Genomic DNA, 12,917 nt, shown 5'->3' with positions numbered 1-12,917 from the left:
ATTTAAAATAAGGAGGTTTTCTATGAAATTAGAAATAGGTAAATTTCATGTTAAAGATGTTGTTTTTGGAGATAAAACTTTCTTTGAAAACGGAATTTTAACAATTAACAAAAAAGAGGCTTGTAAATTTATTTTACAAGACGAACATATCACAGAAGTTGATATAGAAATTGCAAAACCGGGAGAAGATGTTAGAATTGTTCCTATAAAAGAAGCAGTTGAACCTCGAGTTAGAGTTGATGGAAGAACCTTATTTCCGGGTGTAACAGGAGATATAGTTCCTTGTGGAGAAGGTAAACTTCATGCTCTTAAAGGTGTAAGTGTTCTTGGTGTAGGTATGCACTGGGGAAGTTTTGGAGACGGATTGATTGATATGTGCGGAGAAGGGCAAAAATACACTATATTTGGGCAGTTAATTAACATTTGCATTGTTGCAGATACTGATGAAGAATTTGAAAGACATGAACAACAAAAGAAAAATCATGCAATTAGATGGGCAACTCACAAATTTGCGGAATATTTAGGAAAAACAGTAAAAGAATTAAATCCAGAAGAGACAGAAGTTTTTGAATTTGATCCAGTCTTGAATAGAAGTGAAAAAATAAATAGTTTACCTAAAGTTGTTTTGGTAATGCAACCTCAATCACAAATGGAAGAAATGGGATATAATGATTTAATTTATGGATGGGATATGAATCATTTTGTACCTACATTTATGAATCCATGTGAAGTGCTTGATGGAGCTATAATTTCAGGAAGTTTTATGCCTTGTTCATCAAAATGGTCAACTTATGATTTTCAAAATTTCCCAACAATCAGAGAACTATATAAAGAACACGGAAAAACAATTAACTTTGTAGGAGTTATAATGTCTAACTTAAATGTTGCTTTAGATCAAAAAGAAAGATCAGCAATTATAATGTCTAATATAGCAAAATATTTGGGAGCTGAAGCTGCAATAGTCACGGAAGAGGGATATGGTAATCCTGATACTGATTATATTAGATGTATAGTAGCTTTAGAAGATATTGGAGTTAAAACTGTAGGTATCAGTAATGAATGTACAGGTCGTGATGGAGCATCTCAACCGCTTGTAGTTTTGGATGAAAAAGCTAATGCATTAGTTTCTTCAGGAAATGTTTCTGAATTAATTAAGTTGCCACCAAGAAAGAAAGTTATTGGAGAACTTGAAGCTCTTGCGAGAGATGGATTATCAGGTGGTTGGCCTTTTGATGAAATTCTAGGTTCATCAGTAAAAGAAGATGGTTCTATAATTATGGAAAATAATGCAATGTTCTGTGGAGACGCTATTGCAGGATGGTCTATAAAAACTATGAAAGAATTTTAAGGGGTGTTAATATGAAAAAAGTTGTTCATTATATAAATCAATTCTTTGCTGGTATTGGTGGAGAAGATAAGGCTGATTACAAACCTGAATTAAAAGAGGGAAAAATTGGTCCCGGTATTGCGCTACAATCAAAATTGGATGCTGAAATAACTCATACAGTTGTTTGTGGAGATAACTACATGGGTTCTAATACTCAAGATGCTATCAATGAAATTTTAGGAATGTTGGAAAAAATTGAGTTTGATGTATTTATAGCAGGACCTGCATTTCAAGCTGGACGTTATGGTGTTGCTTGTGGAAACATCTGTGAAGCAGTAAAAGAAAAATTTAACGTTCCTGTTGTAACTTCAATGCATGTTGAAAATCCAGGTGTAGAAATGTTTAAACTTAAGATGCCCATTTTTGAAGGAGGAAATTCAGCCGCTTTTGTTAAAAAGGATACAGAAAAAATGGCTCTTTATGTAAATAAAATATTGTTAGGAAAAGAAACAAAAGGTGCAAAAGTTGAAGGATATTTCGAAAGGGGAATTAGACATCAAGTTTGGTTGGAAGAACCTGTTTCAGCAGCAAGACGTGGAGTTGATATGCTTCTTAAGAAGATTGCAGGAGAAGAATATATTACAGAACTTCCAATCCCTAAAAAAGATTTAGTACCAATAGCAAGTCCTATAAAAGATTTGAAAAAAGCTAAAATTGCCGTATTAAACACAGGAGGTATTGTTCCTGTTGACAATCCTGATAGGATTCAATCTGCATCAGCAACAAGATGGGGACGTTATAACTGTTCATCAATGGAAAGATTAAAAGGTGGAGAATTTAAAACAATTCATGCCGGATTTGACCCTGCGGCAGCAGATGCTAATCCTAATGTAATTGTTCCTTGGGATGTGCTGGTTGAGCTTAAAAAGGAAGGTGTATTCGGCGAGTTACATGAATATTTTTATTCAACAGTAGGAACTGGAACTACACAAGCAGAAGCAAAGAGAATGGGACATGAAATGCTAGCTAAACTTCAAGAGGCAGGAGTTGATGCATGTATTATGGTTTCTACTTGAGGTACCTGTACACGTTGCGGAGCAACGATAGTAAAAGAAATTGAAAAGGCAGGAATTCCAATCGTACAAATGTGTAATTTGGTTCCAGTTGCTATTACAGTAGGAACAAATAGAATTGTTCCTACAATATCAATTCCTTATCCACTAGGAGATCCTAGTACAAGTAAAGAAGAACAATATAAGTTACGTTACTCAAGAACAAAATTAGCTTTAGAAGCATTAACAACTGATATTAAAGAACAAACTGTATTTAAAATTTAAGTAGTATGATAAAGAATAGATTTAAGATTTAATATTTTTAGAAGAAATCTTTATAAAATAAATATTTTTTATTAAGAAAGGGTATATTGAAAATACATTTACTTCTTAAGTAATAATTATTTTGAATAGATTTAAAATAACAAATATAAACACACTAATCACAATCATATTATTAGGATGTAAATACCACACTTAAAATTTATAGAAAATAAGCTATGTAAAATTTTTGCATAGCTATTTTTTTATTCAAGAGCTATATTATAGACAAAGATAAGAAACTATTAAATCGTTGAAAAAACTCATTTACTATGATACAATGATTATGTAAAATATTGAAAAATTATTTTGTATAATTGAAATTTATGGAGTATTAGTTATTATGAAAAAATTAAAGAAAAATATTTATTTATATTCTATATTAATTGTTATTTTTAGTATTTTTACAGTTTATTCAAATGCTAATATGCCAATGATAATTAAGGAAATTACTGATAGTATTACAGAAAAACAATTTGATAAAATTTTTGGATATTTTGTAAAATATGCACTACTAATAGTTTTAGTATTGTGTTCTGAATTTGTTGGTAAATTGTTGAATGCTAAGTATAGAAGATTATTATACATGAAGCTTAGAAATCTTTTTGTCAGAGGAATTTTGTTTAAAGGTAAAAAGGGAGAAAATCCTCAAGAGCTTTATTCTATTTATAATAATGAGATAGAATCTGTTGTAGAAGAATACTATTTAACAATACCACATATTATATTTCAAGCAGTATCTATTATTTGGTATATGTATTTGCTGTTTTCATTAAATATTATTGCATCATTTATTATTCTAGGAACAAATATTATATCAATTCTAATTCCTTATTTTTTTGAAATAGATATGCAAAGAATAAGGGAAAAGAGCATTTTAGGACTAAGACGATTAAATACAGCTTTTTACGATATTGTTGAGGGAATAGGCACTATAAAAAGATATTCCGTAGAAAAAAATATAAATGATAAAATGGAGTCTATCTCATCTGATGAACAAAAATATGCTTATAGATATAGCATAAAAAATGCAGTTCTAGAAATTAGCATGGGAGCAATTTCGTTTATATCCCAGTTTCTAATTTATTATGTTGTAATCAGCTCTATTGTCAGCGGAAAAGAAACAATAGGTGCTTTTATTGCCATATTGCAATTATCAGAGTTGTTAATCTATCCGATTAATACCATTTCCAGCTATTTGATAACTGTATTTTCTATAAAGAAAGTTAAAAATGATTTATTTAATACCTTATCCGATTGTGAGTTTGAAGAAAATAAGCAAGAGAGAGTTGAGAAAATTGAATTTGAAAATGTAAGTTTCTCTTATAATGAGAATAAATATATTATTGATAATTTTTCAAATGTTTTTGAAAGTGGGAAAAAGTATCTCATAAGAGGTCAAAATGGATCCGGTAAGAGTACAATTTTGAAATTATTGTTTGGGGAGTTTGAAAATTATAGTGGAAATATAAAGATAAATGGTAAAAATATAAAGGATTATCCTAATATTTCAAAAAATCTTGTCTATGTTGAACAAAATTCTTTCCTATTCAATGAAAATATAGTTTCAAATATAACTTTATTTAAAAAATTTGCGGATAATTTGATTTATGATATTTTAAATAAAGTGAATTTGGATAAAAAACTTATAGAAAATAGAAACGAAAATTTGAATGAATTGAATCTTTCAATTTCCGGTGGTGAAAAACAAAAAATTATAATTGCTAGAGCTTTACTTAGAAATAGTAATTTTTTGGTATTTGATGAGGACATGAGCAATATTGATAAAAATTCAATTTCAATAATTGAAAAAATGATTTTAAGTGATAAAAACTTAGGGTTTATTAATATTTCTCACAATTATTCAGAAGAAAATTTAATAATGTATGACTATATTTTAGAATTTACAGGAGAAAAAATTAATATAATAAAAAACTGATAAATGTATCTAAGTTAAATATATATTTCCTAAGGAGGAGTTGTTTTCTAATGAAAAATTCAAAATTCTATTTGCCGATTAAGTTAAAAAAATCCAGTGTTATTTTTCTATGTATTTTTTCGCTGGGAGTTTATTTTATTTCACTTATTTTTCCTTATATTTTTAAGAGTATTCTTGATAATGTAGGGAATATGGACAGTGGAAAGTTATATTTATACATATTTGGGATAATTGTATTTGCAGTTTTTGTTCATGGAATTAGCTATTTATGTGATTATCTAAATCAGATATTTTGTAATAAAACTGCTTTAAAATATCAAAAACAAATTGTAAAAAAGATTTCTAAGATAAATACACCGGACTATGAGGGGATGAGCAAGGCTAAGGTATTGAATCTTTTGAATTATGATATAGCTGTAATTTATACATATATTAATTTAAAAATAGATTTAGTAGTGGATTCTATAAAGATTTTATTAGTAGCTCTTATACTGATAAAAATTAATTACATACTTGCAATAATAACTTTTGTATTAATACCGATTTATTATCTTGGAAATTATTTTAATAAAAATCGAATGGAAAAACTTGCAAGTGAAGAGATGAAATTAAATGACAAAATTTTTGAGCAAGAAGAAGATGTTGTTTATAAAAAAACAAGTATTGAGTTGTTTAAGGCTTGGGGCTTGTTTTTTAAGAAATTTAATTATATAGCAGAAAAACGTTGGAATATTACAGGTACAAAACATAAATTTTTAATTTTAAATATGGAATTTCCAAAATTTATTTCAACTCTTAGTCCTTTTATAGTGTTAATCTTGGGGGCAAGTTTTGTTCGTAGAGGAATTTTTACTATTGGAACATTGATTATGTTTTTACAATATGCTCAAATGATTTATACTCCGATAACGTCCATTGCAAATTTAAAGGCAAATGCAAATTCTTCAGTAGCAAGTTTTGAAAGAATTAGAAACTTTTTAAACTATGAAAATGAAGAAAATAATTATTCAAAACTTTTTGTAAAACAAGAAAATTCTATAGAAATTAAAAATGTCGAAATTACAAATGCAAAAGATGAGTTATTATTTAAAATAGATGATTTTACAATTTCTAAAAATGGGCTTTATATTCTAAAAGGTGATAATGGAACAGGAAAAACTACGCTTTTAAATTTACTTGCAGGAGTTTATTCCATAAAACAAATTAAGGAAAAAGGTGGATATTTTAGAATATCCGAGGATAAAAAAGAGGATATTTCCTACTTATATAATCCTGCAATGTTGTTTAACGGAACTGTTAGAGAAAATATAGTTTTAACTGAGATAGAAAGGGAAGAACAAATTTCAAAGATGCGAAATCTTTTGAAAAGATTTAATGCAAAAGATGAAAATTATGAAGTTAAAACAAATCCTGCAAATCTTTCACTTGGAGAACAGCAAAAACTATTTTTGATAAGAACATTTATGCAAGAAAAGAGTATTATTTTACTTGATGAACCTTCAGCAAATTTAGATGTTGAATCAAAAGCTATTTTAAGAGATTTTCTAGAAGAAGAAAAGAGAAAAAGCATAATGATTTTAATAGCTCACGATTTGCTTTATGAAGAAATTGCTGATGAAATTTATACTATAAATAACAAAAATTTAGAACTTTCTAAATAAAGATAAAAGAATTTCATTCCCGATACTTATGTGTCGGGTTGTTTTATAGCAGATTTTTTAGTGAAAAAAATTTACAATATGTGTATATATGTGATATAATATAGGTAGCTTTGCGCCCAATGGCAAAGCTACTTATATTTCATCATAACAAGCATAAAAAATAATCAAAAAGGATTTGTGATTTAATTATTAGCTTTACACTTGTTGATAAAGCTACATATTTTAGATAAAAATAAATTGTTAAGATAAATTAAAGTTGATTGTAGTTACAAAAGGAGAGATATACTTTGTTTGATAAATTAGAATTATTAGTGGAAAAATTTGAGGAACTTGAAAAGAAAATCATAGATCCTGAAATTATGAAAGATATGAATGTTTGGCAAAAACTTGCTAAAGAACATGGCGATATGAAGCCGATTGTTGAAAAATATAGAGAATATTCCAAGCATAAGAAAGAACTTGAAGAAAATAAAGAGATGTTAAAAGAAAGTCTGGATGATGAAATGAAAGAACTTGTCAAGGAAGAAATTTCTGAGCTGGAAGATAGTATTGAAAAGGAAGAACAAGATCTTAAAATTTTATTATTACCAAAAGACCCTAATGACGAAAAGAATGTATTTATGGAAGTAAGAGCCGGTACTGGTGGAGATGAAGCGGGACTTTTTGCAGAAGATTTGCTTAGAATGTATAGAATGTTTGCTGACAAACAAAGATGGAAAACTGAAATAATGAGTATTTCAGAACAAGGTGTCGGAGGAATAAAAGAAGTTGTTTTCTTGGTTAAAGGTCAGGGTGCATATTCAAAACTAAAATATGAAAGTGGTGTTCATAGAGTTCAACGTGTTCCTGCTACGGAATCAAGTGGAAGAATACATACTTCTGCAGCAACTGTTGCAGTTTTACCGGAAGTTGAAGATGTCGATGTTATTATAAATCAAAATGATCTTAGAATTGATGTTTATAGAGCGAGTGGTAATGGTGGACAATGTGTAAATACAACTGACTCTGCTGTTAGAATTACACATATTCCTACAGGAGTTGTTGTAACTTGTCAAGATGAAAAGTCGCAACTTAAGAACAAGGATAAGGCAATGAAGATTTTGAAATCAAGACTTTATGAAAAGTATCAAGAAGAACAAAATAAGGACATTGCAGATGCAAGAAAATCACAAATAGGGTCAGGAGATAGATCTGAAAGAATAAGAACATATAATTTCCCTCAAGGAAGAGTTACAGATCATAGAATAAATATGACTATTTATCAATTGGATGGTTTCTTAAACGGAGATATTTCAGATATGATAGATGCTCTAATTACAAGTGATCAAGCTAAAAAGATGCTAGCAATTGCGGAGTAGATTATGAATCAAAATTTACAAAATAAATTAACTAAAATTGGTATTTATCTTGTATTGTATATATTTGGAGTTTTCGTATTTTTCAATTTCGTTTTTGCGAAAAAAGAAAATAAAGCTGTAGTTAATACAGTGAAAGAGGTTGAAACTAAGCCAAAACCTTTAAATGCTAATGGAATAGATGTAACTAAACTTTCAACAAAAGTTAATACAGGTAAAAAGGCAAGTATTTTAACTGAAAAAACTGTTCTTGAAGGTCTTAAAAATAGTGAGGATTCAGATATTCAAGAAATATTAAAAAGCAAAGATAAATTAAGTTATGGTTATTTAGCTATGCTTTATAAAAATCCTTCTGCAAAACTTTTTGTTAAGGACAAGCTTGAAAATAGAACAGTTGATAATTTTACTGGCGAAAGTGTTGATTTTAAAAGAGATATTCCATATTATTTACAATGGGATAGACGTTGGGGACAAAAGAAATATACTGATGATAATATAGCAATAAATGGTTGTGGACCAACTTCAATGGCAATGGTTGTTTCTGGACTTTTGAAAGATAATTCCATAACTCCTGTTGAATTGGCAAAATATGAAGAATACGCTGAAGGATCAGGAACGGGTTGGAATTATTTTAAAGAAGTTCCCAAAAAATATGGATTAAAAGTTAAAGATTTGAAGACAGATGAAGAAGTTTTTAAAAATGAATTAAAAAGTGGAAGACCTATAATTGCGAATGTAGGGCCTGGAGATTTTTCTTCAATAGGACATTATATTGTTTTGGTTGGAGTTGATGAAGATGGTATGTTCATAATAAATGACCCAAATAGTCCTACAAATACAAGCGAAAAGTGGAGTTTTGAAAGATTAAAATCTCAGATAAAGAATGCTTGGTCTTTTACTAAAGGAGAGTAGGGTTGAATTTTTTAGAAAGAATTTTAGATTTTTTTATTTATTTCTTTAGGTCAAAGCCTGAGGGATATGACATAGAAAAATATGGTTTAACGCATATTTTACTTGTTTTAATTGCATTTACAGGAGCAATTTTAATTTATAAATATAGAGAAAAAATTAAAAATATAAATTGTAAGAATAAGTTGGTCAATTGAAAAAACTTCAAAAGGTGTTTTATAATTAAATAGTTTTTTAGAATAATTATTTATCCAATTTTCAATAAATGCTACTCTTTCTGATGTGAACCCCTAAATCCTGACAAAGGATTTGGGGGTTTTTTGATATAAGTATAAAAATAAAAGTAATTAAAGAATATGAGAAAAATAATATTAGTCAATCTGAATTATCAAAAAAATATAAGATACCACAAACAACTATTTCAAATTGGATAAAATGGTATTCTGATAATGGTATTGAAGGTATAAGTAAAAAATTTAAAAACAAATGTTATACTAGTAATTTTAAGCTGTTTGTATTACAATATAGAAAAACCAATAATTTAACTTTTAGAGAAACTGCTGTTAAATTTGATATATCTAATGCTTCTATCATAGCTAATTGGCAAAAGAAATATAATGAAAGTGGATTAGATGGTTTAAATAGTAAAACAAAAGGAAGAAAGCCTAAAATGAAAAAAACTATACCAAAAAAACAAAAAAGAAAAGAAAATTTAAAAGAAAGTGAAAGAGAGGAGCTTTTAAGACTAAGAGGAGAAAATCTCCTTTTAAAGGCGGCTATAGCTTATGAAAAAAACTTCAAACCTTGCTTATGGAGAAAGACTTAAAAACAAGGAAAAAGCGAAAGTGATAATTGAATTAAGCAAGGCAAAAGAATATAAATCAATTACAATATTACAATGGTTAAAGGTAGCTAAACTAAACAAAAGTTCTTTTTATGAGTGGAAAGAAAAATTAAATAAACAAATGAGTTCAAAAGTGATTTACATTTGCAACATAGTCAAGTAAATGGACACAATTTTACAATATACGAAATTTTAATCTTTATTTAAAATATAAAGCTTATATTTCAATATATTTGACAAAAATAACAATTATGATATTCTTGTGGTAATGATTTACCTAGAACAGAAAGTAAATAGATAAATTAAAATTTATTGAAATATATCTTAAATATAAATATTTTTGGATGGATTTTTGCTTGGGAGGTAGTTATGTGTAATTTGTTTTTTAAATATTTTATAAAACAGAAGAAAAATATTCTATTTCTTATTATAATTATAATTATTGGAATTGTTATGTCTTCTGTTTCAAAAATTGAAAACAAGAAGACTAATGATGAATATATTTCTTCTAAGGAAGAATCATTAAAATATCATGAATCTATTATCAAAGAAATTGAAGAAAAATTATCTCAAAACAATCTTACTAAGGAGGAAATAGAAGATTTAACTAGAGAAAGAGAAGATTTTTCAAAGTTATTAGAAGATGACAAGGTTAAATATGAAGCTAGTAAAAATTATGATTGGAAAACTCTATATGAAATATATATGAAATTTCTTAAACCTGAAAAAACTAATAGCTTTATTGCTATGGGTTTAGGCACAATTGATATTCATCGATTAACTATTGAAATAACTTATGAAACCTTAAAATATTTAAAAGACAATAATATTCCTTCAGCTCATCCTTTAAAATTGCAGAGAACAGAGTTTGACCAACCTAGAACTTCAGAAGAAGAGGAAGCTCTAAATCTAAATAGTAAAAAAACATTAATCGGAACTTCACATAGATTATGGGACTTTTTTACAAATAATTTGGTGTTAATCTATACTTTTATAATTGTAGTAACTTTTGGTATTTTATTTTCAAAACTGGAGGAGAGCCAAAATAAAACAATTAGATTTTTAAGGACATCGGGAGCAAGTAAATTTAGGATTGTATCGTCGGGACTTTTTACAGGTGGAATTTTAACGATTATACTTGGACTATTGATACCTGCAATATTTTTTGGAATAGAATTTTTAATAAGTGGGGCATCATCTTTTAAATATCCGATTACAACTTATATAGTAAAAAGTGATTATTTTTCACTTATGAGTTTTGGATATAAGATTGTTCCAATATCTGATGTTTTAATAAAAAGTTTTATTTTGTTCTTGCTCTATGGAATATTTATATTCCTTGTTACAAGTGCAATTTCTACTTTTGTAAAATCGAGTGTAAAATCTGTTATTTTATCCTTTGGAGTTATAGCAACATTACAGATGTTTAATAAATGGTATAATCCGTTTTCATACTGGAGAGTTGGAAAAATAGCTGATGGTAGTATAAATTTTTTATTTAAAACAATTACTTATAGTTTTAACAAATCTTGTAAAATTTTAGCAATTGGAATTTGTATTTTAACAATTTTATTAATTTGTATAGCTTTTATGCAGGATAGAAGGAGGAGTAAATATGCCTAGTTTGTGTATAAAAAATCTTACTAAAAGATATGGAGAAAATATAGTTTTGAATGATTTGTCTTTAGAACTTGAAAATGCAGAGGTTTGGGCTTTGGTTGCACCTAATGGAACGGGAAAAACTACTCTTTTAGATTGTGTTACAAATTTGATTAGTTATCAATCCGGACAGATTACTGTAAATGGCATAGATAATAGGGATAATGCTATTTTTAAAAAATTGTCATATTTACAGGATGCAAGTATTTTATTTCCAAATTTAACAGGACTTGATCATTTGAAATTTGTCGCAAATATACAAAAATTACCAAAGACTAGAATAAATGAAATTGTAAGTTTGACAAAGATTGAAAAATTTTATAAAAGACCTGTAAAGACTTATTCTTTGGGAATGAAACAGAGATTGCTTTTGGCTATTGCACTTATAAATAATCCTGAAGTTTTATTGCTTGACGAACCTTTTAATGGACTTGATCCGAGCAGTCAAATAGAGCTTAGAGTAATGTTAAAAGAAATTTCAGAAAGGGGAACTCTGGTAATTTTATCTACACATTTTTTAGGAGAAATTAGTCAATTAACTGATAATCTTTTATTCATAAAGGACAAAAAAATTGTCAAAAAAATTGTAGAAGACGAATTTTTAATCTATGCCATTGATACTACTTCAAATGATCAAACTTTAGAAATTTTATCTCCATTTGTAGTAAGTGCCGAAATTGAAAAAGATATGATAATTTGCCAGTTTAAAAAGAACTCTTTTGACGATGCAATTAAGGCAATACAGGATAAAGGCATAAAATTATTTAAAATAAGAGAGCATATAAATGCGTCTGAACAGATGTATCAAAGACTGTTTGCTGAGTAGGTGAATGTTATGAATACTTTGATATTAGAATGTAAAAAATTTATAAGAAGTAGAATATTTGTAGTAATTTTAGGAGTTATACTAGTTTTATTAGCTTCTCTATTTTATAAAAATTATTTAAATTATCAACAAGTCGATGCCGATAAAAAACATGAATTACTTTTGATAAAAAAAGGAATAGGAGACATTTTATATCCCGCTGACGGAAAGTCGCCTTGTATATATTCTGCTGATAAAGAAAAAATGGATTTGTTAAAGGAATCTCTTGATATAGCTGAAAATACTGTAAAACTTAGATATAGTGGAAATGAAAGAGGCTTTATGGAGAGTGCAATTGTGATGTACGAAAAAATCATTGAAATTAAGGAAAGTGATATAGATTTTTCTATGTCAAAAAGTTATGCACAACATGAAAAAGAAAGGCTATCCGAAATTATTAAAGTGAATGGAACTTATCAATATGAAGAAGCTCCATTGGATGGAGTTTTAGTTGAATATAATAATATAAAGTATATTCTATCTGTAATTTTTTTAGTAACTCTATTTTATTTCTTTATAACTACTTATTTAGATTTTAACTATCATAAGGGATTTTTATTTACACTTCCTATAAAAAAGACGAGTTTTATAGTTTCTAAGGCTATTATTTCTTTTATTATTAATATTGTATTAATAATAAGTCAGTTTGGATTAAGTTTAGTTTTTTCATACTTTTGGAAGTGGAAAATTGATTTTGATTATCCTGTTTTTCACGAGTTGGCAGGTGGATTTTTACCTGTAAAAAAGGCTTTACTTAATTATATTGAAATAGAAATTGCAGTATGTTTTATTGCATTGCTTATTTCTACTGTTTTGTACAGTTTATATATTAAAATAAAAAAATAAATTTTTTTACTGTGAAATAGTTTGAAAATCATTTTACAGTATTTTTTTACTTTAATATTTTTTGATTTTGATAAATTTATTTTATAAATTTTATGTATTTTATAGGGAAAATTTGTGAATTTATTTTTCTAAAGTGTTT

Annotated in this window: 12 protein-coding genes and 1 pseudogene; all 13 read left to right on the top strand. The window is 27.4% G+C overall.

Going from position 1 to position 12,917, the window contains the following annotated elements; all coding sequences use genetic code 11:
* Positions 1-22: 22 nt before the first annotated feature.
* The 13 genes and pseudogenes from VJI95_RS04100 (at position 23) to VJI95_RS04040 (ending at position 12,778) form a co-directional block, all read left to right on the top strand.
* Positions 23-1,348 (top strand): glycine/sarcosine/betaine reductase component B subunit, encoded by a 1,326-nt coding sequence (locus VJI95_RS04100; protein ID WP_324010355.1) that lies wholly within the window; start codon positions 23-25, stop codon positions 1,346-1,348.
* Positions 1,349-1,359: 11 nt separating this feature from the next.
* Entirely contained in the window at positions 1,360-2,664 is a 1,305-nt protein-coding gene (gene grdH, locus VJI95_RS04095) for a betaine reductase selenoprotein B (protein WP_323999349.1), read from the top strand.
* Between the two features lie 379 nt (positions 2,665-3,043).
* On the top strand, positions 3,044-4,639 hold the full coding sequence (locus VJI95_RS04090; protein WP_324010354.1) for an ABC transporter ATP-binding protein: 1,596 nt from the start codon (positions 3,044-3,046) through the stop codon (positions 4,637-4,639).
* 50 nt (positions 4,640-4,689) lie between these two features.
* A complete protein-coding gene (locus tag VJI95_RS04085; RefSeq protein WP_324010353.1) occupies positions 4,690-6,300 on the top strand; it encodes an ABC transporter ATP-binding protein in 1,611 nt (536 codons plus the stop codon).
* Positions 6,301-6,587: 287 nt separating this feature from the next.
* Positions 6,588-7,658, top strand: a complete 1,071-nt coding sequence (gene prfA, locus VJI95_RS04080) for a peptide chain release factor 1 (protein ID WP_324010352.1) — start codon at positions 6,588-6,590, stop codon at positions 7,656-7,658.
* Positions 7,659-7,661: 3 nt separating this feature from the next.
* The gene (locus VJI95_RS04075) at positions 7,662-8,567 is read left to right on the top strand and encodes a C39 family peptidase (RefSeq protein WP_323999355.1); all 906 of its coding nucleotides are present in this window, start codon (positions 7,662-7,664) and stop codon (positions 8,565-8,567) included.
* A gap of 2 nt (positions 8,568-8,569) precedes the next feature.
* Positions 8,570-8,761 (top strand): hypothetical protein, encoded by a 192-nt coding sequence (locus VJI95_RS04070; protein ID WP_324010351.1) that lies wholly within the window; start codon positions 8,570-8,572, stop codon positions 8,759-8,761.
* Between the two features lie 110 nt (positions 8,762-8,871).
* Positions 8,872-9,216, top strand: a pseudogene (locus VJI95_RS04065) (helix-turn-helix domain-containing protein); the annotation flags it as partial.
* 18 nt (positions 9,217-9,234) lie between these two features.
* Positions 9,235-9,390, top strand: coding sequence for a hypothetical protein (locus VJI95_RS04060; RefSeq protein WP_324010350.1), 156 nt, complete (start codon positions 9,235-9,237; stop codon positions 9,388-9,390).
* Entirely contained in the window at positions 9,350-9,571 is a 222-nt protein-coding gene (locus tag VJI95_RS04055) for a hypothetical protein (RefSeq protein WP_324010349.1), read from the top strand. The genes VJI95_RS04060 and VJI95_RS04055 overlap by 41 nt, the downstream gene beginning before the upstream one ends.
* A 206-nt stretch (positions 9,572-9,777) precedes the next feature.
* Positions 9,778-11,031 (top strand): ABC transporter permease, encoded by a 1,254-nt coding sequence (locus tag VJI95_RS04050; protein WP_324010348.1) that lies wholly within the window; start codon positions 9,778-9,780, stop codon positions 11,029-11,031.
* Entirely contained in the window at positions 11,024-11,893 is an 870-nt protein-coding gene (locus VJI95_RS04045) for an ABC transporter ATP-binding protein (RefSeq protein ID WP_324010347.1), read from the top strand. The genes VJI95_RS04050 and VJI95_RS04045 overlap by 8 nt, the downstream gene beginning before the upstream one ends.
* Before the next feature lie 9 nt (positions 11,894-11,902).
* Entirely contained in the window at positions 11,903-12,778 is an 876-nt protein-coding gene (locus VJI95_RS04040) for a hypothetical protein (protein WP_324010346.1), read from the top strand.
* The last annotated feature ends 139 nt before the right edge of the window (positions 12,779-12,917 follow it).

Origin of the sequence: Parvimonas sp. C2 (assembly GCF_035282405.1) — a bacterium.
In the GTDB taxonomy this organism is placed as follows: domain Bacteria; phylum Bacillota; class Clostridia; order Tissierellales; family Peptoniphilaceae; genus Parvimonas.
The sequence above is the reverse complement of the archived record's forward strand: the minus strand, read 5'-3'. Positions and strand labels throughout refer to the sequence as shown.